We start from the raw sequence: 23,736 nt of genomic DNA, 5'->3' as shown, positions 1-23,736 counted from the left end.
TTTTTTGGGAAAAATTGTTGACAAATCTTTTGTGTGTCATTATTGTATTAAGTGTACTACTTATATGAATACACTTAGTTCACTGCCAAGGGGGAATCACAAGAATTTATTTAGATTGACAGCATTTATTCAAATCATTGATGAAATAAAGAAAAAGGGGGAAATCAATCGTGAACTCCAACGAAGTATTGGTTAAGACAAAAGGATTGACAAAACAGTTTGGTGAGCAGGTTTCAGTCGATCACCTTAATTTGGAAATTGAAAGAGGCCAAATATTTGGATTTCTGGGCCCGAACGGCGCGGGCAAAACGACGACGATCAGGATGCTGCTCGGTTTAATGAAGCCGACGGAAGGAGAGGTCCGCCTCTTTGGAAAATCCTTTGCAAAGGATAGGTTAGCTATTTTAAGCAAGGTCGGGGCCCTGGTGGAATCCCCTTCCTACTATGGAAATTTGACAGGGTACGAAAATCTGAAGCTGTCCAGCAAAATTTTAGGCGTATCAGATCAACGCATTCAGGAAGTGCTGGACATTGTCCGCCTTAAGGAAGCGGCCAATAAGCAGGTGAAGCAGTATTCACTCGGAATGAAGCAGCGCTTGGGAATCGGCTTGGCTTTGCTCGGTTCTCCAGAATTGCTGATCCTTGATGAACCGACGAACGGTCTTGATCCGAGCGGGATTCATGAGATTCGTCAGCTGATCAAAAGGATGCCGGAGGATTTTGGCATTACCGTCATTATCTCCAGTCATAACCTGGCGGAAATTGAAATGGTCGCGACCCATGTCGGCATTATTCAGACGGGGAAATTAAAGTTTCACGGAAAATTAGCCAAACTTCAAGATGAGAATAAGCCCGTTTTAGAAATTAAAGTAAATGATCCGAAAAAGGCGAAAGAACTTCTCAGCGAACAACAAATAAAAGCTGACTTAAGACATGATGTGTTATGCATTCCGGATTTTGAAGACGATCCGGCTGATCTTAACAGCCTGCTGGTTCAAAATGGCTTGAAAGTTTCCCATCTGTTTGTGAAAGTGCGGACGCTGGAGGAGATCTTCCTTGAATTAACCGGAGGAAAGGGGGCGCTGTAAGTGTTTTGGACCATAATGAGAGCAGAATTGATGAAGCTGAAACAAAGCCGAATTGCTTTTCCGGTCATCCTGGCTCCTTTGCTGATTGTATTGCTCCAACTCGCCAACTTTTTTGTGCGCTACGATAGCGTCGTCAAACCGGGGGCTGATCCTTGGACGATTTTTATTGCACAGCATTTATCGATGTGGGCATTATTGATTTTGCCTATTCTTGTCGCTATTCTGTCCGGAATGGTCGTTTCAATCGAAAACACAAACAACAGCTGGAAGTATATGTTTTCTCTTCCGTTTAAACGGGGATATTTATATTTTGTCAAAGTGGCGCTTGTTCTCTTTTTTATTATCATCAGCTCGGTGATCTTAGGAATCGGAATGATTGCGAGCGCCATGCTGTTGAATTTATCCGGCGCTGTGCCGGTTGATGATCTGGTCAAAACGATCGGTGCTGCGCTTTTGGGAACATTTGCAGTCCTTGCAGTCCAATTTTGGCTCAGCATCAGATTTAAAAATTCCGGAATTCCTCTTGGTGTAGCCATTTGTGCCACAGTAGCAGCTATCTTTTTCGTCCAGTCTACATTTACACATTGGCTTCCATGGGTTTATCCGTATTTGACACTGCCGATCACCTTGAATGAAGGAACAAATGTGATGTGGTATATCTGTCAGTCCCTGATTGTCGGCATCATTTGCTTATGGGCGGGATGCCGCGAGTTTGTCCGCAGGGATGTATAGAAAGGGGTACATGATAATTATGAAGTTTACGCATGTTATGCAGATGGAGCTGTTAAAACTTAAACGTTCATACGTATGGCTGCTGATGATCATTGCACCTTTGATCATGGTTATCTTCGGTGCTTTCAACTTTGTACGCTATAAAGAAGTCTTTTTGCAGGGGGATGCAGTCCCTTGGGATAAACTGCTCGGACAGGTCGTCGTCTTTTACGCGATGCTGCTGCTTCCTTTATCAATTGCTGTAATGGCTGTTTGGCTCGCACGAATTGAACATTCCGAAAACAATTGGAAACACTTGTTTGTTCTTCCGATTAAATACGTTCATATTTATGTTGCCAAAACAATTGTCCATATTTTATTGGTCGGTATATCGATGCTGTTTTTTTTCGCAGGAATGGTTGTTGCCGGAAAAATTGTTGATATCGGGACGATCCCTTATCATTCGCTGGCAATCAGTGTTTTGTTGTGCTGGATAACGTGTTTGCCGATTTTGGCTGTGCAAATGCTGCTCAGCATTCGATTTCACAGTCTTGGAGTTCCGGTCGGTGTTGGTCTGGCAGCATCGATTGCAGGTATGGTCATTTCAAACAGCTCTTATGGAAAGTATTATCTGTGGTCGCTTCCTTCTTTGACACTCAATCCCGGAACTGGAGGAAATGAGCTTCCCGGGTACTCTTACTTTTTAAGCATTTCGCTTATCTCATTTCTTATTATATTTGTGATCGGGTTTGCCATGTTTAGACGACGTGATGTTCAGTAGCTCTGGAGAAGGATCGTTCAGATCCTTCCAGAGCGATCCTTTCATAAAAGAATCGGCAGCCGCGCGTTCGGTTTAACGATTAAAATTTGATTAGAAGGATTGTGTTAATAGTGGATATTTTAAAGGTGAAAAATCTTTCAAAAGTATACAATGGTAAGGTTCCTTATCAGGCATTGTCCAATATTGGCCTGACGGTTAAGGAAGGTGAATTTGTCGGAATCATGGGTCCTTCCGGAAGCGGAAAAACGACATTTTTAAATGTGATTTCGACTATTGATACGCCTGATTCCGGTGATGTTTTGATCAATGGAGAAAACGTCCGCAACCTCAGCAAAAAGAAATTGGCGCTATTCCGCCGGAGAGAATTGGGATTTGTATTTCAAGACTTTAATCTTTTGAAAACGTTGACTGTCATCGAGAACATTGTGCTGCCCCTCACGCTTGAGGGAACGGATGTGAAAGAAATGGAAGAACGTGCAGTCGCGATCGCGAAAAAACTCGGGATTGGGCATATTTTAAACAAACGCACGTACGAAATATCGGGCGGACAATCGCAAAGAACAGCGATCGCCCGTGCCATTATCCATCAACCGAAATTAATTTTAGCAGATGAGCCCACGGGGAATTTAGACTCTAAATCGGCAAAAGACGTGCTGGAAATTTTAAAAAAGATCAACAGGGAGGACCGCGTGACCATGATGATGGTGACGCATGATCCATTGGCGGCCAGTTATTGCGACCGCATCATTTTTATTAAAGACGGTACGCTGTATAACGAAATTTATAAAGAAGAGGATCAACAAGCGTTTTTTAATCGAATTTTGACGGTTTTATCGGCTATAGGAGGAAATAAAGATGAGCTTTCGCCAACTGGTGTTCAATAATGTGTTGCGCAATAAACGCCTTTATGCCGGCTATTTTCTAAGCAGCGCTTTCTCTGTCATGCTCTTTTTCGTTTATTCGATGCTCGCCTTTCATCCAAATCTCAACTTGGAAAAAAGCGGAACGCTGGGTTCGGGAGCACAGACAGGAATGTATTTTGCCCAGTTTATCATCTATGTATTTACATTTTTTTTTATATTGTATTCAATGGGCATTTTATTAAAAACACGCAAAAAAGAATTTGGAATTATGAGCATGTTTGGCATGACGAATATGCAATTAAAGTTTCTTGTGTTTTTGGAAAACCTGCTGATTGGATTTGCTTCGACCATTTCCGGGATTGCGGCCGGACTTGTTCTCTCGCAGGGAATTTTAGCTCTCGGTTCCAAGCTGCTGGACATTGATTATTCCCTCGGGTTTTATTGGCCTCTCAAGGCCATAGGGGTTACATTTTTTTCGTTCATGGCTCTATTTTTGTTTATTTCTTTTTTCACAGCCGCGATTTTAAAAAACAGTTCCATTATTTCATTGTTGAAAGGAACCGCCAAGCCAAAGCCCGACCCGGCAGTTTCCCCATTTTTGACTGTTTTGGCCGTTGTGCTGCTGATCGGCGGATATACGGCTGCATTGCTTGTAAGGGGAATCATGGTTCTAGCTGCAATGATTCCTGTAACGATAGCTGTGATTATTGCCACTTATTTATTGTTTTCACAACTCAGTGTGTTCCTCATCAAATTATCAAAGAAGAAAAAACAATTTTATTGGAAAAAAACAAATTTGATCACGCTCTCTGATCTGGCTTACCGGTTGAGGGATAATGCCCGGATGTTCTTTATTGTAACGATCGTTTCAACGGTAGCGTGCACCGCAATCGGAACACTTGTTGGATTAAGGTCATTATTGCTGCAAATGGAAGAAGATAAACCCGAGGCTGCCATTCAATATGAATCACCAGCGGGCGGCTCTCATCAGCAAAACGATATTCAAATGATCGAACGTTTACTGAACAAAGAAAAGATACATTATGAAAAAACGATCATGAGTATAAAAAACGAAACCGATGTTAGCACTTCAAATAAGCTGACCATATTAAAGGCTTCCGACTATAATAAAGTGATCGAAAGCCATAAACAATCCATCGATCTTGCCGGAAGCCAAGCCGTTTTTCTTTTCAACAAAGGGATGAGCGCGGCTAAAAAAAGTGAATGGACGCTTGAAGAAAGTCAAAAAAAGATTCATGTCATTCAATCTCAAGCCGTTCCAGCGCCTCTTTTGAAATTCACCGGCTATAACGGGGCCCTGATTGTATCTGATGATCTATACGCGCAGCTGGGAAATGGCGAGAATGAAAGAAAAGTTTATGCATATGATATCGCGGACTGGAAGCAGACTGAAAAGGTTTCAAAGGAGATTCAGCATAAACTGGAAAGTTCCTTAAAGGATGACGCTTATCATTTTCAGGCAAAAGCGCTGTACTTTAACGAAATAAAACAGCAAATGGGGCATGTTTTGTTTGCTGGTCTATTCATTGGGGCCGTGTTTTTTGCTGCTGCGGGAAGCTTTTTATACTTTAGAATATATACTGATTTTGAAAATGACCGGGCTCAGCTGCAGGCAATCGAAAAATTAGGTTTAACCGAACAAGAGATGTCAAACATCATAACAACGCAGCTTATGTTGCTGTTTTTTGTTCCGATTGGCGTGGCGCTGACTCATGGAGCCGTTGCACTTACTGCACTGGAGCATGTTTTTGAAGCGGCAGGTGTTTCACTCATCAAAGAATCAGCATTCGTGCTTGGTGCATTTCTTCTCATTCAATGCATGTATTTCTTGTTTATTCGCTTTCAGTATTTGAAACAATTGAAAAACGCCATTTATCATGATGGCGGCGTATCGAAATAAAAAAAAGATGGACTTCTGATGGGAGTCTATCTTTTTTTATTTTACATTCAGGTTAAAAAAGCGTCAAAAAGTGTAAATATTCCATCTTGTTGTTTTTATATAAGTTTAGTCGGGTTTTAAAAAATTTTTTAAATTCCACTTTATATAAATATAATAAAAAACTTTTTATGAAAAAGGTTGTGCTCTTTTCGGAATATTGAATAAACCGTTTTCTTTCATATGAGTATGCGAAATAGATTCAAATATACCGAAATAACCCCTAATAAATGGGTTTAATTATACTAGAAAATTACTAAATTAAAAGGGTGTTGAAAGTCTTGAATTATTTTGAAAAATCCCTTTGACATCATCCTCTCTTTTCATATAATAGGAAATACAGGTAATAATCCCAATTGAAAGGAGGTGAAAAGATGGAAGAATTGAAGAACACAGTCGTCACTTTGTCTGATGAAGAATTGAAGGAAGCAGCAGGAGCTGCAGGCTGCGGCTGGGCATGCACAATCACTGACGATTGCCCTAACAGCGTGTTTGTTTGCTGCTAAGTACAAACTCGTGTAAACAAGTTCTTCTTTACCAATTTTTTGAGAGAAATGCTCTAAAATTAAAAAGAGGTGAATAAAATGGAAGAATTGAAGAATACGGTTGTTACTCTATCTGATGAAGAATTGAAAGAAGCAGCAGGAGCTGCAGGCTGCGGCTGGGCATGCACAATCACTGACGATTGTCCTAACAGCGTGTTTGTCTGCTGCTAATAAAATATTATACATTCTATATCTATGCCAGCAGCTGCAAAGTATTCAACAGGCAGCATCGTTGAGCATGGATTAAATTGAAGGTTTTCCAAACGCTATATATATTTTATTTTCAACAATGGAAACCTTTTATAGAGGGCAAGGGAGAATTCGTTCACCCTTGTCTTCTATTGTCATTACGGATGATGTAAAAGACAGGGAGGTAAGGCAAATGTCAAATCGCTTGTCTACAGTAGATCAGACAGCAGCATGGAATCGGGGTCTTTATTTGCATGAAAGGGCAATTGAGAATGACGCAGATACTAAGATCGATGAAGAAATAGAACTGGAAAAATGGTGCAAACAGACTGGTTTACCTTTGCGTTTGATGGAACATCGTCTGCAAAATGACGGACTTGATAAGCGTTCTTTCCAATTGCTGCTGGCCGCCAAACATTCTCCGGCCGCCCGCCAAAAGGCCGAGTGGATGGATGAGCTGGATGACATATTTTTTAACGAGCATTTGCCGATCAATTGCAAGGTGGACCTGGAAGATGACGAGTTGAAAAGTCATATGTTCATCAGTTTTGTTAGGCCATTTCTGGATTGGCTGAACACCGGCATAGCCGATACATACCGGATTTGGAAGATAAAATACGGACGGGAATGTGCGGAAGAATCCGTCATCAGGCGGAGCATCCTCAGCGCTGTATGCAAAAACTTATTGGCTCTGGCAGAACGCGTCCTTGTCTATGAATTGAATCTTGCCCGGATGGAAGGACGTCTGAAAGGAGACACCCCGGAAAAGCGTTTTGAATATTTTATTGCTGAATACGCTGAAAAAAAGGAAAGCATTTCTCAATTATTATCTAAATATCCTCTGCTGGCCCGCATCATGGTTGAAACGGCAATGAGGAGAAAGAATGCCATTTGTGAAGGAATTGAACGTTTATTTGCTGATTATGATTCTATTCAGCATTCTTTTTCAGGAGACTTCTCTCATCTAACACACCTTAATACAGGGAGCGGTGATTTGCATCGGAATGGGCGGAGCGTGATGATTTTTGAGTTTGCCTCAGGCAGCCGCCTGGTGTATAAGCCTCGTTCACTTGGCGTCGATCTTCATTTCAATCAGCTGCTATTCTGGCTGAATGAAAAAGGCGCTACTCCATCTTTTCAACCTTTACATACAATGGACTGCACTAGCTACGGCTGGCAGGAATTTGCTGAAGCAAGAGAGTGCGAAACTCTTGAGCAAGTAAGCCATTTTTATCAGCGGCTGGGGGGCTGTATAGCGGTACTACATATGCTGTATGCGACTGACATGCACATGGAAAACATGATCGCTTCAGGAGAATTTCCGCAATTTATCGACTTGGAATCCTTATTCCAAAACATCCAGCCGACGGATGAGGACGAATTTACCGCCTTGCAGAGAACTTCCGAAGAACTGTCACAGTCCGTATTAAGAACCGGCATCTTGCCTGCCTCCTTATTTAAGTCGGGATCATTCCGTTCCATTGAACTGAGCGGAATCGGCGGACATGGCGGACAAAGACTGCCGAGGGGAAAATATAAGTACGAAAATATCAGAACAGACAAAATGCGGCTTGTAAAAGGAAGCGGATTTTCAAAAGGGGCGAAAAATCGGCCGAGCCATAATGGGAACGAGATTTCGCCGGAGGATTATATCGATGATATCGCTGCCGGATTTGAACGAGTTTACTTAATATTTATGCGGCATCGGGAAGAACTGCTTTCTTCAGAGGGGCCTGTCAAGGCTTTTCAACATGATACAGTCCGTTCGATTTTTCGGCATACACAGTCCTATTCTACTATGCTGGAAGCCGGTTTACATCCTGATTATCTTCGAAACGGACTTGACAGAGTTCGGCTATTTGACTACTTATGGCGGATAGTGGACACAAATGATAAATTTTTGGAACTTATACCTTCAGAAACACGGGATTTGCTGCAGGGGGACATCCCTTACTTCTATTCGAAAATTAATTCTTTGTCTGCTTGGGACAGCGACGGCAAGGAGATTCAGAACTTTTATCATATTACGGTATTAGAGCGAGTATTGACTAGGATCAAGATGTTCAGCAGAGAGGACTGTTCCAAACAGATTAGGTATATCCGCACCTCGATGGCCACGATGCTGAAGCGCTGGGACCTTAAGCAATACCGAAACGATTTTTCTAACGTGAAAATTGGACATCAGCATCCGCCTGAGGAATTTGTCAAGCAGGCCATGATGATCGGTGATCGGTTATTGGAAGCAGCTTATTGGGGCGACAAAAAAGAAGATGTCAGCTGGATCGGTATCGGCGCTTCCCTTAATGACCGGTGGCTGTTTACGCCTTTGGATGCCACCTTATATGACGGCGTGCTTGGCGTCGCGTTGTTTTATGCGTATTTGGCGGAAATTTCCGAGGATCGGCGTTATGCAGAAGTAGCTGAAGCCGCGGTAAAATCAGCCGAAGACTTTCTTCACCGGTATAATGGTCTCGGTTCTCTCTCCGCTTTTCACGGGTATGCTTCCATTGCCTATGTGTACAGCCATCTGTGGGCATTATGGAAGGAAGAGAAATATATCCGGAAAGCGGCGGATGCCATCGGAGAGTGTGAAAAGTGGATCGAAAAAGATCAAATGTTTGATCTGATCGGCGGATCGGCGGGAACACTCCTAGTGGCATTGCGTCTTTACCATTTGACAAAGTCAGACAAGCTTCTGCAGGTTGCCGTTCAATGCGGCGAACACCTGCTTGCAAATGCAGCTGAGCAAAAGGCAGGGTGCGGTTGGACATCGCCAGTTGACAAAAGCAGGGCGCTGATCGGCTTGTCTCACGGCACTGCAGGGATCGCTTGGGCATTGGCGGAACTGTACACCGCCACAAAAGATACGCGTTTTCTTGAATGCAGCAAACAGGCCATTTCCTATGAGCGAACAATGTTTATACCTGAAGAGGGAAATTGGGCGGATCTTCGCTACCGGGAAGAACGAAAGAGTCTAGGCATTACAAATCCGGTTCAATGGTGCCATGGCGCGGCTGGAATAGCGCTGGGACGGCTTATGACAATGCAGCACTGGCGGGACGATAAAATGAAGGAAGAACTTGAAACGGCAATCCAGACGACGCTCCGTGAAGGGTTTGGCGGAAGTCATTGCCAATGTCACGGTGACTTCGGCAATTTGGAAGTTTTGTTATTGGCTTCAGATGTTTTAAAAGATGAAAAGCTGAAGAAAAATGCCATGCAAATCGGAAGTGCAATCGTAGAAGAAGCGATGGATAAGGGATGGTGCTGCGGAATACCTCAAAATGAGGAAACCCCGAGCTTAATGCTGGGGCTGTCAGGGATCGGATACGGCTTATTGCGTCTTGCAGCTCCTGAGAAGGTGCCGCCTGTCGTCGTACTCGGAACTCCATTGAGGAGGGAATGATGAAACGTTTGCGTATACCTTTCATAGAACAGATGGAGCAGTCAGAATGCGGGCTATGCTGTCTTGCCATGGTATTATCCTCCTACAAATGTCAATACACATTGACGGAATTAAGGGATATGTTAGGCGGAGGCCGGGACGGGATCAATTTATTGACGATAAAAAAAATGGCTGAAACATTGGGATTAAAAGCAGAAGGAAAGCGCGTGCAGCCCGAGCATCTTGATAAGCTTGAAACTCCTGCTGTTTTGCATTGGGAGGGCAATCATTTTGTCGTACTGGAGAAAGTAAAGGGCAAAAAAGCTCACATTTTAGACCCTGCTGTCGGGCGTCGAATCCTTCCAATGAAAGATATGGAAAACCATTTGACCGGAATGTGCTTAACGATGAAGCCTTCCGAACATTTGAAACGCCGCAAAGTAAAGGGAATATGGCGCGAATACCTTCGCTTTTTATGGCAAGAGCCTTGGCTTGTAAGCTTTATTATTGCCTGCTCCCTATGGGTGCAAGTATTGGCCATTGCAACTCCGATGTTCGTACAGTTTGTGGTTGATCAGGTGATTACCCCAGGCGAAGAAGCAAATTATATGAACGTACTAGGGATTGCCATCATCTTGCTGGTCGTTATTCAGTTTATCTTTACATTGTTCAGGTCAAGAACCCTTGTATGGCTGCAAACACGGCTTGATTGGAATTTAATGAGCCGGTTCTTTAACCGTTTGCTGCAGCTTCCGTTTCATTTTTTTCAAATGCGGTCCAGCGGCGATTTAATTTTGCGGGCAAACAGCAACATGATTGTCCGGGAAATTTTATCGACCCGCACAGTCACAATGTTTCTTGATGGCGGCCTTGTGTTCCTATTTCTTTTCTATATGTTTAGCAAATCGGCACATTTAACGATGTACGTTCTGGCAATCGGAATTTTACAGGTTGGTTTGCTCATGATCAGCCAGCGTTATACGAAGATGTATGCCCAAGAAGAGATACTGCGCCAAACGCGCGCTTCGAGCTATTTGGCGGAAATATTGAGAGGGATATTGGTCGTGAAGGCTGAAGGTGTAGAGCCCGGTGTATACGGCCATTGGTCCGGTCTGTTTCAAGAGCAGATGAAAGCAGCCCGCAAAAGAGGCTTCTTTACGGCTTACGTAGACAGCATGCTGCAAACGCTGCGCTACGCAGCACCACTTCTTGTCCTGTGGGTTGCAACTCAGGAAGTCATCGCCCAGAAAATGACGCTCGGTTCAATGTTTGCATTCTATACATTGTCAGTAAGCTTCTTAATGCCGCTTACCAATATTGTCACAACTGCAAATCAGATGATTTTCATGGGAACTTATTTCAGGCGCATCATGGACATTCTTGATGCCACACCGGAACAAAATGAAGAGCAGGCGATCAGTCCTCCGCAAATAAAAGGCGATATAGAGCTTCAAAATGTGGGATTTCGGTATCATCAATACAGTCCCCAGGTGATTCATAATGTTTCGGTCAAGATTCAGCCCGGTCAATTTGTGGCCATCGTCGGTTCAACCGGATCGGGTAAAAGCACGTTGGCATCTTTGTTATTGGGACTTTACCAGCCGACACAAGGAAAGATTTTATTTGACGGCCAGGACATCAGCGGGCTCCACAAATCTCAGCTGCGACAGCAAATCGGGGTGGTTACGCAGCAAATCCATCTATTCAATCGGTCTGTTTTTCAAAACATTGCCTTCCATAATCAAAACTTGTCGGAAAAAGAAGTGATACGTGCGGCTCAGATGGCGGAAATTCATGAAGACATCATGAATCTTCCAATGAAGTACGAAACACTGCTATCAGAGGAAGGCACGAATATTTCAGGAGGGCAGCGTCAGCGTCTTGCTTTAGCAAGAGCATTGGCGCACAATCCAAGGATATTGCTGCTGGATGAAGCGAGCAGCTCTTTGGATACGAAAACGGAGCAAAAAATTCATGATAACCTTGATGAATTGGATTGTACGCGAATCGTCATCGCCCATCGTTTAAGCACGGTTGTTCGCGCAGACTTAATTCTTGTTGTTGAAAAGGGGCAAATTGTTGAACAAGGTACGCATTTTGAATTGATGGAACTCAATGGGCATTATGCTAACTTGCAGAAAAGCCAAATCAAGAAAACTGCGGAGGTTATCTCATGAAAAAATATTTAAAGTGGGGTATGTTGATCGTGATGTTGGGGATTGCTGTCCTGGGTATTTGGGTGGTGACCAATCCCAAGGCTGCGATTGAGACATTTGTCGATATGGGCGGATTAAAGGAAGGAGCCGAACTTCCGTTGGTAAAAGGAGAAGAAGTAGATGGCAAACCGGTTTCCTTAACAGAGTATAAGGGGAAGAAATTTGTGGTGATGATCGGCCGGATCGATTGTGAAGTTTGCCAGCAGACATATCCTCTTTTAGAAAAATTAAAGACCGAGTATCCGGATACAAAGCTGATACTGATCGGCCAAGGGGATAAAGGCAAATATGCCGAAGTCAAAAAGGAGCATCAATTTCAATTTCCTATTATGTCGGCGAATGCTCAAATCCGTAAACAACTGAATTTTAAAATTTTCCCTGTGTTTTATTTGGTCAATGAACAAGGTACCATTGAAGAGAGATTGAATGGTTTGGATGAAGACCAGCTAAATGGCATGCTAAGGAAGGCCGGTGAAAATGCTTAATCACATACGTTTGTTGTTGCTGCAGATCATTGCAATTTTAGGGGTGCTTGTTTCTCTCTATCTCTACCTCACGCATTTATCAAGCAGTACTTTTTGTCCGCTGGGGGATTGTGCAGCAGTCAATAACAGCAAATATGCCCAAATCGGCGGAATCCCAATGTCAGTCCTTGGATTTTTTTATTACATGTGCCTATTCGCGGTCTCTATGTTTAGCGGAAGAAAACTTTTTTCTTTGTTGATGAAAGCGATGCTGCTATTCGGTCTGCTATTCTCTATCTATTTAACGTATCTTGAAATTTTTGTTATAAACGCCATTTGTTTTTGGTGTGTGATTTCTTTCATTTTAATTCTTACAGGAAATGCAATCGTGTTTTGGGCTAAGAAAAAAGATGGCAAACGGAGCTTTTTCCATGTGTAAACCGTTTGCAGCATGATGATATTCTGACGGACAGTGTCCCTTGAGGGGGGCGCTGTCTTTTTTTACCCTCAACTTTCCTGATGGTAAAACCATCCTTTATTGTCGTTATTATATAGAAATACTTGCTGAACATTGCGAATTCCGTATTGGATAGTATTTTTAACCTAATTTTTAAACGCGAATTTAAGAAAACATGTTGACAATCTGCAAACATGTCATTAATGTATTAAGTGTATTATGTTTTATAATACACCAATACAGTCTCTTCATCTAAAAGGAGAGTTTCAAAATGAATAAAATAAAATTGATGATGAAACGTTTGATCAGTGATGGAAAATATATGAGTTTGATTGTCTCGGTAGCTATTGCCTGCTCATTCCTGCTTATGTTTACGGTGTTCAGTTTTGCCGTCCAGAAAAAGATGGAGCAAGAATTCCTGACGAGCGATTCCATCGAGTATATCCACACACAAATCAAGCCGAAAATAGAGTGATCTCGTAAGAACGGAGCGGCGGACCCGGGAGATCAGGGATACATAGCGTCTTCAATTCCGGCAGCATCATGTGCTGTAAACAAAAGATCAGCTGCCTTCGAGCGGCTTATAAAGAAATTTGGACTCCTGATGTAAGTTCTTAATAAGGATGGAGCTGGTGTACGATGAAGAAAATTGAAATTGGACAGAAAGAAGGGAGATAGATGATTCAAATCGATCCGAGAAGCTCGACACCGATCTATGAACAGATCATTCAGCAGATGAAAGAGCTTTGTTTAAAAGGGATTATGAAACCAGGAGATAAGCTTCCTTCTGTCCGAGAGCTTGCAACCATTATCATTGCAAATCCAAACACGGTTAGCAAAGCCTACAAAGAGCTTGAACGCGAAGGAATTATCGAAACTTTGCGGGGAAGAGGGACATACATTTCAGAAAATGCGAAAATCACGCTTGATGAAGGGAAGATTACGATGATGAAAGAGCAGTTAAAGCAGCTGATCATCGATGCCCATTATGCAGGAGTTGATATCAAAAAGCTGCAGGAATGGATGGCGGAAATCAGCGAAGAAGTGAAAGGAGGCCAGACGAATGATTGAGGTAAAGAATGTTTCTAAAACGATAGATGGAAAACAAGTGCTCAAGGATATTTCTTTTAAGCTTGAAGAAGGGGAGATTTTCGGACTGCTCGGCAGAAACGGGTCCGGGAAAACGACGCTCCTTCGGCTCATTCAGCAAATCCTGCTTCCTGATCAGGGGGAGATCTTATTTGACGGCATCAAAATTAAAGACCACCCGTTGGTGAAGCGCAATATCGTTTATATGCCGGTCCAGAACCCTTATTTTGAGAAGTATAACTACAAGCAGCTCGTTGCGATTTTACGCAATGTTTATCCCGATTTTGATGTTACATATGCCAATGAATTAATGAACCGTTACGGCATATCCGACTCAAAAAAATACCGGGAGCTGTCAACGGGTATGAAAAAACAGCTGTCACTCATTCTTTCGTTTGCCATCCGCCCGGCCGTCATTTTGCTTGATGAACCGACAGACGGAATTGATGCGGTGACAAGACACGACGTTCTTCAGCTGATGGTCGATGAAGTCGCTGAGAATAATACGGCTATCCTGATCACATCACACAGGCTTGAAGATATCGAGCGGATGTGCAGCCGAATCGGATTTCTCGAAGACAATACATTGTCAAATGTCATGGATCTTGACGATCTGAAAGGCGACTTTATCAAAATTCAGATGGCTTTTGAAGAAGAAGATGTCGATTTGAAAATCAGAGAGAGGGAAATTCCTGTTTTAGATCATGCGGGCGTGTTTTATACAGTTCTCATCCCGAAAGAAGATGACGTAAAAAAGCAGTTTCTTAAAAGTTTGTCTCCTAAGGTGTGGAACGAGCTTCCAGTCAGCCTTGAGGAAGTATTCATCGCGAAGTTTGGAGGGAAGCGAAGATGGTAGACCGAGGGCTGTTTTATAAGGAATGGAAACAGCATCAAGCCGTATTGCTTGTGATTTTCTTGCTTTTCTTTTTAAGCACTCCTATTTCAATCATAAGCGAATATTTTACTTATCAGGGATGTTTGAGTGATCATTTTTATCCTAAAGATTGCCGATTTTATCTAGATTATCAAACCGGCGGTTCACTTCAATTTTTCTGGGCGCCGGCTGTGCTGTTGGCGATAGTCCAAGTGGGGCTTGAGCGAAGCAAAGGGCTGCTGGATTTTACGTTAAGCCTGCCGTATTCACGAGGCCAGGTGTTTAACACGAAATTTTGGATGGGAAGCTCTATTATCGTAGGCGCCCAGCTGCTGGGCTACATGTTGTCAAAGCTTTTGATCATGCTATTAAATCCCGGAAGCGTCGAATTTTTCGATCACTTTATGGTCGGCTCGATGATCATCAGCTTTATGGCGTATGCTCTGGTGATGGCGGCAGGAGCATTAACGGGAAATATATTTGCCCAGTTGTTAACATCTTTTTCCGTAACGATTTTGCCCGTTTTACTTGTGGTGCTCCCTGCTATCAATCTCGGCATCATCATAGGAAGTGATCATTTTTGGGGAAGATATCCAATTGTGGATTCTCCGATTTTTCAGTATTTAATCCCGATTATATACGTAAATCCTTCGTGGGTCATGGATTCGAAATATATTTTACTGATTCCGGCTGCAATGGGAGTTCTATTTTATCTTATCGGGTATGTCAGCTTTATTAAACATCCATGCGAACGAAACGGGAGCTTTTTCTTATGGAAGAAGCTTGATCGGCCGATTCAAATCTTGGTTATTATTCTAGGTGTTCTCGCCTTTGGATATATGGGCTATTCCGCCGGCGATTCCATTATCGGATATCTGCTCGGCATGATCCTGGGCGCTGTCATCGGCTTTTTAATCAGCTATTTTGCCATTTATAAAAAGACAAAATTGTTATAAAGGAGAGGGAAAATGATTGACATTCAGCACATTCACCACTCATTCAAAATCGGAAAAAAAGGCAGAGAAAGCGAAATTAAGGTATTGAAGGATGTCTCGCTCACGGTCCAAAAAGGAGAAATCGCCTGCATCGTCGGGCGAAGCGGTTCGGGAAAATCGACGCTTTTAAACTTAATCTCCGGCTATATTGCGCCGACAAAGGGAAAGATCGCGATCGGCGGGACGGATGTAACGGGCTTCAATGAAAAAGAGTGGGCGGAGTTCCGCCTCGCACATTTCGGCTTTATCTTTCAAAGCTTTCAGCTCATTCCGAGTCTGACGACATTTGACAACATTGAGCTGCCCCTTACGTTAAAAGGCGTCCGCCCGGCGGAGCGCAAACAAAGGGTGACCGAAATGCTGCACCGCGTCGGCCTTGAAAATCATGCCGGCCATTATCCGAACGAGCTTTCAGGAGGGCAGCAGCAGCGCGTCAGCATCGCCCGCGCGCTGATCTTAAATCCGTCCATCATTTTGGCGGATGAGCCGACGGGAAGCCTGGACACGGAAACAGAAGAGGAAATCCTTGGATTTATCAAGCAGCTGAATCGGGAGCGGGGCATTACCTTTGTGATCATCACCCATGATGACGAAGTGGCATCGATCGCCGATACGAAATTTCATTTAGCAGATGGTGTGCTGGAGAAGGGAGTGGAGCCTGTTGAAGTTTAAGGATCAGCTGACATTCATCAGAAGAAATATGAAGAAAAACCGTCTCCGCGTGTTTATGACGATCCTTGCGACGACTGTGGCCTGCGCGTTTTTAATCGTACTTTCCTCCGTCGGATTTGGCCTGCAAAAATCGCTGACCGAGCAGCTGATGAAGGAGCAGGTTGTGACGAAAATCGATATTGTCGGTCAAGAGGGGCAGAGTGACAAGCCCGTACAAAAGAAAGATTTAAATGAGTTTGCAGACCGCGATGATGTGGCGGCCATCATTGAGCGTGCACAAGTGAATGTACCTGTTGAAGCCAAATTAGGCGACAGGACCAATCAGCAAATTCCGTATGTTACGATAACCGATATGGCAGCGGAGCAAAAGGCCAATATTGACCTGGACCGCGGACGGGTTGCGAAATCCCCGAATGAAATTGTTGTCGGCTATCATTTTGGAGAGACATTCTGGACGAAAAAAGAAGCCGAAGAATATGAAAAGCAGATGAGCAGCAATGCGGAAGATATAAAAGAGCCAAAAGGCTATCAACAAGATATACTCGGCAAAACGATTGAATTAAAGGTCTCGCAAATCGATGAGAAAACAGGGGAAGAAGGCAAAGAAAAAACGTACGATTTTAAAGTTGTCGGAGTGACGAAGAAGCCTTCATATGATTGGGCAAGCGATACGAATGTGTATATCAGCGATGAAATGGCAAAACAATTCAGCGACTTTTTGAAAACGGACAAAGCCGACGGTGTCATTCAAAAAACACTGTCAGTCTTTGCCGACAGCTTTGAACATGTTGGACAGCTGACAAGCGATTTGGAAGACAAAGGGTTCTACGTTGATTCAGTGACGAAAAAGCTTGACAGTATCAATGTGTTTTTCATGGCTTTTAAAATCGGCCTGATTTTCGTCGGCGTCATTGCCGTACTGATTTCCGCGATCGGCATTTTCAACACGATGACGATGGCGGTCACAGAGCGCACACAGGAAATCGGCATTATGAAGGCGATCGGCGCGAGCCCGAATGTGATACGCAAAATGTTTTTGATGGAAAGCGCCTATATCGGCATCATCGGATCGGTTTTCGGTGTGGTCATTTCTTACGGCGTCAGCTTTTTAGTGAACAAAATGATTCCGCCGCTTCTGACATCCATGACTCAAGGCGGAGGGGAAGAGTTCAACATTACATTTTCTTATATTCCGTTGAGCCTTGTCATCATCGCCACCGCCATCAGCGCAGGCGTCGCGATCCTTTCCGGCCTCAATCCGGCCGTCAAAGCGACAAGAACGAATGTGCTGACGGCATTAAGAAGAGAATTATAGAATGAAAGCCGGCGCAATGCCGGCTTTTTTAACGTTTAGGCGGCCTGTATCCAGCCGCCTGGGCTTCTTTTTCTGAACAGAACCATTGGACGACGTTTTTCGTGCGGTTGTAGTATGTACTTCCCGGTGTATGGTAAATGTGGTTGACGCTTCCCTTGATTTTGCACTCTTGATTGCTTTGTGCGGTATTTTGCGAAGAACTGTCGTTGTTGTTTGACGGAGGGGCGGCGGCGGAAGTGCTCTTTTCTTTTAGCTCCGGTTTTTCCTCCCCGCTTTTGATTTCAGCTTTTGCGAGTTTTTCAGTCAGTGATTTTTTTTCTTTTGTCAGCTTGTCTTTTTCTTTGGCGAGTTTTTCGTTTTCTTTTTTCAGCGCTTTATTCTCTGTTTGAGTGGCTGTTAGCTTTTCTTGTGCTTGTTTGATCTGCTGTTTTAATGTCTTTTGTTCTTTTTGTAAATTTGACTTTTCAGAGGTTAATTCTTTCACTTCCGCCGTCAAATCTTCAGATTTTTTTGCGGCGGAATATGTTTGCTGATCTGTAAATGGCGCAGTGATGAACATCAGAAGAAGCCCGCCGATAAAACAAGGATAGAAGATTTTTCTTGAAAGCCTTTTGTCTTCTTTGGAAAAGAACTTTCGAATAAAGACAAATAGCAAATACCCGATGGAAAACATAATAGATAAAAATCCAATCCCCATTAAAGATTCCATTTTTCCTCTCCTTTCTGTTTTGATAATCATATTTTAACTTATTATGAAAAAAATGTTTAACTAGATATTTCTGTAACCTGCATAAAATGAATGGCAAAATAGCCGATAGAAAAAAGGAAAGCTGAGACCTGATGAACAATGAGGGATCGGAGCAGCCAAGATGTAGGATGTTTAAAGGAAAGCGGAAAAAACTCTTGCAGAGTGCGGAAGAGTTTTTTTGATTGGGAGGGGATCAAAGTGATCAAATTGATCATGATGACGGGTGCGCTGGGATTGGCGGTCATCATGACGCTCTTCGTCTCATGGGCAAACGGGACGGACAGCGGCAGCCGAAAGATTATCAGCGGGGACGAGATCGAACAGTATTTTCATTTTCAACCCCGTAAAAAAGCAACGGCGGCTGTTTTTTCGGAGTCACTAAGTGCAGAAAATCGTTATATCGATTTGTTTCAAAATGGGATTTTGGCAGAACTTCAATCGAAAGAAACAGGCAAAAAGCCCGGCGGAGCGGCTGAAGCGAAATAGCCGGATCATCCGTTAGCAGGATGCGGTAAACGTCCCGAGGCAAAACAGTTTGTTGACGCATGGAACAAAGAGGGCGGCGGGCCTGAGAAGATGCAATTACATCATGCTCCTGGACCTGAAAAAAGCGCTCATCAGCGGTTTGTAGCGGAAAAACAGAAATGATCCTTTTGCTGAATATTAAAAGCCCCTTTTCAAAGGGGTTTTTTAAATGAGGAAAACAGAATTCTCTTCAATTGAAAAAAACAAGGAGAACGAATAGAATCTAGGAGGAACTAAATTTAGAAAGAAGGAAAAACAATGCCGCGAACATTATGGCTTTTGGTCATCGGGATGTTTATCAATGTAACGGGAGCTTCTTTTTTGTGGCCGCTGAATACGATTTATATTCACCAGCACCTGGGCAAATCTTTAACAGCAGCCGGATTCGTGTTGATGCTCAACTCCGGTGCGAATGTCATCGGCAACTTGTGCGGCGGACTTCTTTTTGATAAAATCGGCGGTTTTAAAACGGTTCTTTTAGGAATTGTGATGACGTTTGCCTGCCTGTCAGGGCTTGTCTTTTTTCACGGCTGGACCGCTTACATTCTTCTGTTGACAGCGGCCGGCTTTGGTTCGGGCATTGTTTTTCCGGCATGTTATGCAATGGCCGGTTCGGTTTGGCCGGAAGGCGGAAGAAAAGCGTTTAACGCAGTGTATGTGGCACAAAACGCGGGGGTTGCCGTAGGTTCGGCCCTCGGAGGGCTTGTCGCCTCTTTTTCTTTCACTTATGTATTTTTTGCGAATGCGCTTCTCTATGCATTGTTTTTCCTGATTGCGTTTTTTGGATTGAAACATATCCGGACGGAAAAGACGGTTCAGTCATCTGTTCTCGATCATGCCGATACGGTCAATGTGAAGCCGCGGTTTGCCGCCCTGATGATCGTATGTACGGGATATCTTCTGGCTTGGATCGCCTATTCCCAGTGGTCCTCAACCATCGCTTCACACACACAGGAGCTTGGTATATCCCTTGGCCAGTACAGCCTGTTATGGACGGTAAACGGAGCGCTGATCGTCCTTGGACAGCCGCTGATCGGCCTCTTTGTGAAACGGGTAGCCGAATCGCTGTTGAAACAGATTGTGATCGGCTTTGTCGTTTTTATGTTTGCTTACGGCATTTTGTTTGCGGCGGAACATTTTCCGGCGTTCCTTGCTGCCATGATCGTGCTGACGATAGGTGAAATGCTTGTGTGGCCGGCGGTTCCGACGATAGCCAACCGCCTCGCCCCGCAGGGAAAAGAAGGGTTTTACCAAGGGTTTGTCAACAGCACGGCCACAGGAGGAAGGATGATCGGGCCTCTTTTTGGCGGCGTGCTGGTTGATGTTTTCAGCATGCAGGCTTTGTTGGCGGTGATGATCGCCATATTAGCGATCGGCATCGGAACGGCATGTTTATACGGAAGGAAAGAAAAGCAGCTGCCAACCCATCACCACAGTAATGACAATGCATAGAAAAAATAGGTAATTGTAATTACTCGAAAATGAATCAAAGGAATCAAGATTATCAACCAAATCTTCACATATAATGGAAGAAACAAGCTTTTTTTCTTCAAAGACAGAACACATTTTCTGTTTGGTAGTATCGAATATCATCGCACAGGGGTCTAGGGGGGCTGCTCGATGGCCTGAAGTCGCTTGACTAAATAAGGGCTTTAGGAAGGTGATGAAGATGCTGCATCAAGTTTTTGTTGCTTGTTTGATTGGAGGGATTATGGGGGTTCTCGGGCATATTAAAAAAAGAGGGCGCCTTGAGAAACCGAGAACAACGAAACGATTCATTTACCTTGGCTTTTTTGAAGATATTCTTGTCAGTATGGTTGCTTCTATTTTGCTTGTTTTATCTGCGGAACCCGACTCGGGAATTCAGCTTGTGATTTTATCGATTATTGCAGGCTACGGCGGTGAAGCTGTATTGAGAAGTTTTGACTTTGTCAGAGAACAGCAGGCAAATGTACAGAACTCCGAACGGCAAAACAAATCTCCACATGAATAAGATCCTCACTCTTACCCTTTTTTCAGCACATTCCCATTGTATACAAACCTGCTTGCACTTATGAACAGAATTCTATAAAATACAGATAAGATTACGGTTACGGCAAGAACGGTGAAGAGGAGCAGTAAGAAGCCCATTTTGTTTAGAGAGTTGACGGCTGGTGAAAGTCAATCAAATGCGCTTCTGAACTCGCCTCAGAGTTGCAGCAGTGATAAGCTGCTGCCGCATTTCTGCGTTAAAGATATCAAGTGAGTGTGCAGCCTGCACGCTAACAAGGGTGGTACCGCGGGAAAATCTCTCGTCCCTTTTGGGGATGGGAGAGTTTTTTTGATTTTAGAATAATCTGAATATAAAGCTGTCAGGCCCGTCTATACTTGAAACAACGAAGCCGTACGCACAATAAGGAGGTTTTTCAATTGAGTTTTGATCATCAAAAAATCGAAAAAAAGTGGCAGGACTATTGGCTGAACAACAAAACGTTTGCCACGCTTGAAGATAAATCCAAACCGAAATTTTATGCATTGGACATGTTTCCGTATCCGTCAGGTGCAGGGCTGCACGTCGGCCATCCCGAAGGCTATACAGCAACGGATATCCTGTCCCGCATGAAGCGGATGCAAGGGTATGATGTCCTGCATCCAATGGGCTGGGACGCATTCGGGCTTCCGGCTGAGCAATATGCGCTTGATACAGGAAACGATCCTGCGGTCTTTACAAAGCAGAACATCGACAACTTCCGCCGCCAGATTAGGGCCCTCGGTTTTTCGTACGACTGGGACCGTGAAGTGAATACAACAGATCCGGCCTACTATAAGTGGACACAGTGGATTTTCTTAAAGCTTTATGAAAAAGGACTCGCTTACATAGATGAAGTGCCTGTCAACTGGTGCCCTGCGCTCGGAACGGTTCTGGCCAACGAAGAAGTCATCGACGGAAAAAGCGAACGCGGCGGCCACCCCGTAGAACGCCGTCCGATGAAGCAGTGGATGCTGAAAATTACGGCATACGCCGACCGCCTTCTTGAAGATCTTGAAGAGCTTGACTGGCCGGAAAGCATTAAAGAAATGCAGCGGAATTGGATCGGCCGCTCTGAAGGCGCTCACGTCCATTTTGCCATCGACGGCAGCGATGAAACGTTCACCGTTTTCACAACGCGTCCTGATACACTGTTTGGCGCGACATATGCCGTACTCGCTCCCGAACATGAGCTTGTTCAAAAAATTACGACGAAAGAACAGCAGGATGCAGTCAATGCCTATATTGAAGAGATTCAGTCAAAGAGCGATTTAGAGCGGACAGACCTGGCCAAAACGAAGACAGGCGTCTTCACAGGGGCTTACGCGGTCAATCCGGCAAACGGAGAAAACATTCCGGTCTGGATTGCGGATTATGTTCTGGCTACATACGGAACCGGGGCGGTCATGGCTGTGCCGGCCCATGATGAACGCGATCATGAGTTTGCTGCGGCCTTCGGTCTGCCCGTCAAAGAAGTCGTTAAAGGCGGGAATGTTGAGAAAGATGCCTATACAGGAGATGGCGAACATATCAATTCCGATTTTCTGAACGGTCTTGATAAAGCGGCTGCGATTGCAAAAATGATCGAGTGGCTTGAAGAAAACGGCAAAGGTGAGAAAAAGGTGACATACCGCCTCCGCGATTGGCTGTTCAGCCGTCAGCGCTACTGGGGCGAGCCGATTCCGATCATTCATTGGGAAGACGGCACATCAACACCCGTCCCTGAAGAAGAGCTCCCGCTTATGCTGCCGAAAACGTCTGAAATCAAGCCGAGCGGTACAGGTGAATCCCCGCTTGCCAACATTAAAGAGTGGGTGGAAGTGACAGATCCTGAGACTGGCAAAAAAGGAAGACGGGAAACGAATACAATGCCGCAGTGGGCCGGCAGCTGCTGGTACTTCCTGCGCTATATCGATCCTCATAATCCGAATCAACTCGCCTCGCCGGAAAAATTAAAGGAATGGCTTCCTGTCGATATGTATATCGGAGGCGCCGAGCATGCGGTTCTTCATTTATTGTATGCGCGCTTCTGGCACAAATTCCTTTATGATATCGGTGTCGTCCCGACGAAAGAGCCGTTCCAGCAGCTGTACAACCAAGGCATGATCCTTGGCGAAAACAACGAGAAAATGAGCAAATCTAAAGGCAATGTCGTCAACCCGGATGAAATTGTCGAGACGCACGGCGCGGATACGCTCCGTTTGTACGAAATGTTCATGGGACCGCTCGATGCATCGATCGCCTGGTCAACGACAGGACTTGACGGAGCCCGCCGTTTCCTAGACCGTGTATGGCGTCTGTTTATCGATGACAATGGCGAGCTGAACAGCAAGATCAAAGAAGGCGCCGGTGAAACGCTTGAGCGCGTCTACCATGAAACAGTCATGAAAGTGACAGACCATTTTGAAGGCTTGCGTTTTAATACAGGGATTTCCCAGCTGATGGTTTTTGTCAATGAAGCGTATAAAGCGGACGAGCTTCCGAAGGAATACATGGAAGGCTTTGTGAAGCTGCTTTCTCCTGTAGCGCCGCACCTTGCTGAGGAGCTGTGGAGCCGCCTCGGGCATGAAGGAACGATCACATATGAATCATGGCCTGTCTATGATGAAGCAAAGCTTGTCGATGATGAAATCGAAATCGTCGTTCAGCTGAACGGAAAAGTGAAAGCGAAGTTAAACGTACCGGCTGATGCTGGAAAAGAAGAGCTTGAAGAACTGGCCAAAAACAATGACAAAGTAAAAGAACAGCTGGAAGGAAAAACGATCAGAAAAGTGATCGCTGTTCCCGGAAAGCTAGTGAATATAGTCGCGAATTAACCGGCTTATTAAAGAAAAGGCTTCAGCCCTGGATTTCA

At 44.2% G+C, this 23,736-nt stretch carries 22 protein-coding genes and 1 other annotated feature; of the genes, 21 read left to right on the top strand and 1 reads right to left on the bottom strand.

Annotated elements, in window-relative coordinates:
• The first annotated feature begins 170 nt into the window (after positions 1 to 170).
• From P3X63_RS16545 to P3X63_RS16465, 17 genes are all read left to right on the top strand, one after another.
• The gene (locus P3X63_RS16545; RefSeq protein WP_035428250.1) at positions 171 to 1,088 is read left to right on the top strand and encodes an ABC transporter ATP-binding protein; all 918 of its coding nucleotides are present in this window, start codon (positions 171 to 173) and stop codon (positions 1,086 to 1,088) included.
• Entirely contained in the window at positions 1,089 to 1,820 is a 732-nt protein-coding gene (locus tag P3X63_RS16540) for an ABC transporter permease (RefSeq protein WP_026588359.1), read from the top strand.
• Positions 1,821 to 1,839: 19 nt separating this feature from the next.
• On the top strand, positions 1,840 to 2,580 hold the full coding sequence (locus P3X63_RS16535) for an ABC transporter permease (protein WP_026588358.1): 741 nt from the start codon (positions 1,840 to 1,842) through the stop codon (positions 2,578 to 2,580).
• Between the two features lie 110 nt (positions 2,581 to 2,690).
• Positions 2,691 to 3,464, top strand: coding sequence for an ABC transporter ATP-binding protein (locus tag P3X63_RS16530; protein WP_026588357.1), 774 nt, complete (start codon positions 2,691 to 2,693; stop codon positions 3,462 to 3,464).
• Positions 3,436 to 5,364 carry an ABC transporter permease gene (locus P3X63_RS16525; protein ID WP_277691541.1) on the top strand — a complete coding sequence of 643 codons (1,929 nt, stop codon included), beginning with the start codon at positions 3,436 to 3,438 and terminating at the stop codon, positions 5,362 to 5,364. Before P3X63_RS16530 ends, P3X63_RS16525 begins: the two co-directional genes overlap by 29 nt.
• Positions 5,365 to 5,774: 410 nt before the next feature.
• Positions 5,775 to 5,906, top strand: coding sequence for a type A2 lanthipeptide (locus tag P3X63_RS16520; protein ID WP_035428248.1), 132 nt, complete (start codon positions 5,775 to 5,777; stop codon positions 5,904 to 5,906).
• Between the two features lie 78 nt (positions 5,907 to 5,984).
• The gene (locus tag P3X63_RS16515; RefSeq protein ID WP_035428248.1) at positions 5,985 to 6,116 is read left to right on the top strand and encodes a type A2 lanthipeptide; all 132 of its coding nucleotides are present in this window, start codon (positions 5,985 to 5,987) and stop codon (positions 6,114 to 6,116) included.
• Between the two features lie 211 nt (positions 6,117 to 6,327).
• Complete coding sequence (locus P3X63_RS16510; RefSeq protein ID WP_277691538.1) at positions 6,328 to 9,540, top strand: type 2 lanthipeptide synthetase LanM family protein; 3,213 nt, start codon at positions 6,328 to 6,330, stop codon at positions 9,538 to 9,540.
• Entirely contained in the window at positions 9,537 to 11,696 is a 2,160-nt protein-coding gene (locus P3X63_RS16505) for a peptidase domain-containing ABC transporter (protein ID WP_035428246.1), read from the top strand. Before P3X63_RS16510 ends, P3X63_RS16505 begins: the two co-directional genes overlap by 4 nt.
• Positions 11,693 to 12,220 carry a TlpA family protein disulfide reductase gene (locus P3X63_RS16500; RefSeq protein ID WP_026588353.1) on the top strand — a complete coding sequence of 176 codons (528 nt, stop codon included), beginning with the start codon at positions 11,693 to 11,695 and terminating at the stop codon, positions 12,218 to 12,220. The genes P3X63_RS16505 and P3X63_RS16500 overlap by 4 nt, the downstream gene beginning before the upstream one ends.
• Positions 12,213 to 12,638: a vitamin K epoxide reductase family protein gene (locus P3X63_RS16495; protein WP_277692936.1), complete on the top strand. Its 426-nt coding sequence runs from the start codon at positions 12,213 to 12,215 to the stop codon at positions 12,636 to 12,638. The genes P3X63_RS16500 and P3X63_RS16495 overlap by 8 nt, the downstream gene beginning before the upstream one ends.
• 289 nt (positions 12,639 to 12,927) lie before the next feature.
• The gene (locus tag P3X63_RS16490) at positions 12,928 to 13,131 is read left to right on the top strand and encodes a hypothetical protein (RefSeq protein WP_026588352.1); all 204 of its coding nucleotides are present in this window, start codon (positions 12,928 to 12,930) and stop codon (positions 13,129 to 13,131) included.
• A gap of 203 nt (positions 13,132 to 13,334) precedes the next feature.
• Positions 13,335 to 13,727: a GntR family transcriptional regulator gene (locus P3X63_RS16485; protein ID WP_026588351.1), complete on the top strand. Its 393-nt coding sequence runs from the start codon at positions 13,335 to 13,337 to the stop codon at positions 13,725 to 13,727.
• Positions 13,720 to 14,601 carry an ABC transporter ATP-binding protein gene (locus tag P3X63_RS16480; protein ID WP_026588350.1) on the top strand — a complete coding sequence of 294 codons (882 nt, stop codon included), beginning with the start codon at positions 13,720 to 13,722 and terminating at the stop codon, positions 14,599 to 14,601. Before P3X63_RS16485 ends, P3X63_RS16480 begins: the two co-directional genes overlap by 8 nt.
• Positions 14,595 to 15,575 carry an ABC transporter permease gene (locus tag P3X63_RS16475; protein WP_026588349.1) on the top strand — a complete coding sequence of 327 codons (981 nt, stop codon included), beginning with the start codon at positions 14,595 to 14,597 and terminating at the stop codon, positions 15,573 to 15,575. The genes P3X63_RS16480 and P3X63_RS16475 overlap by 7 nt, the downstream gene beginning before the upstream one ends.
• 12 nt (positions 15,576 to 15,587) lie before the next feature.
• Positions 15,588 to 16,286: an ABC transporter ATP-binding protein gene (locus tag P3X63_RS16470; protein ID WP_277691529.1), complete on the top strand. Its 699-nt coding sequence runs from the start codon at positions 15,588 to 15,590 to the stop codon at positions 16,284 to 16,286.
• Complete coding sequence (locus P3X63_RS16465; RefSeq protein ID WP_026588341.1) at positions 16,276 to 17,601, top strand: ABC transporter permease; 1,326 nt, start codon at positions 16,276 to 16,278, stop codon at positions 17,599 to 17,601. The genes P3X63_RS16470 and P3X63_RS16465 overlap by 11 nt, the downstream gene beginning before the upstream one ends.
• Positions 17,602 to 17,629: 28 nt before the next feature.
• Here the strand turns inward: P3X63_RS16465 and P3X63_RS16460 are convergent, their stop codons facing one another.
• Positions 17,630 to 18,310: a sunset domain-containing protein gene (locus tag P3X63_RS16460; RefSeq protein ID WP_277691526.1), complete on the bottom strand. Its 681-nt coding sequence runs from the start codon at positions 18,308 to 18,310 to the stop codon at positions 17,630 to 17,632.
• Positions 18,311 to 18,547: 237 nt separating this feature from the next.
• Here P3X63_RS16460 and P3X63_RS16455 point away from each other — a divergent pair, with 237 nt between their 5' ends.
• The 4 genes from P3X63_RS16455 (at position 18,548) to leuS (ending at position 23,698) form a co-directional block, all read left to right on the top strand.
• Positions 18,548 to 18,835, top strand: a complete 288-nt coding sequence (locus tag P3X63_RS16455) for a hypothetical protein (RefSeq protein WP_077736181.1) — start codon at positions 18,548 to 18,550, stop codon at positions 18,833 to 18,835.
• 297 nt (positions 18,836 to 19,132) lie between these two features.
• Positions 19,133 to 20,326 carry an MDR family MFS transporter gene (locus tag P3X63_RS16450; protein ID WP_277691522.1) on the top strand — a complete coding sequence of 398 codons (1,194 nt, stop codon included), beginning with the start codon at positions 19,133 to 19,135 and terminating at the stop codon, positions 20,324 to 20,326.
• A gap of 211 nt (positions 20,327 to 20,537) precedes the next feature.
• Positions 20,538 to 20,867, top strand: coding sequence for a DUF4257 domain-containing protein (locus P3X63_RS16445; protein WP_142246139.1), 330 nt, complete (start codon positions 20,538 to 20,540; stop codon positions 20,865 to 20,867).
• Between the two features lie 102 nt (positions 20,868 to 20,969).
• Positions 20,970 to 21,176 (top strand) — a binding site (T-box leader).
• A 107-nt stretch (positions 21,177 to 21,283) separates the two neighbouring features.
• Positions 21,284 to 23,698: a leucine--tRNA ligase gene (gene leuS, locus P3X63_RS16440; protein ID WP_026588336.1), complete on the top strand. Its 2,415-nt coding sequence runs from the start codon at positions 21,284 to 21,286 to the stop codon at positions 23,696 to 23,698.
• The last annotated feature ends 38 nt before the right edge of the window (positions 23,699 to 23,736 follow it).

This window comes from Bacillus sp. HSf4 (genome assembly GCF_029537375.1).
Classification (GTDB): Bacteria; Bacillota; Bacilli; order Bacillales; family Bacillaceae; genus Bacillus; species Bacillus sonorensis_A.
The sequence above is the reverse complement of the archived record's forward strand: the minus strand, read 5'-3'. Positions and strand labels throughout refer to the sequence as shown.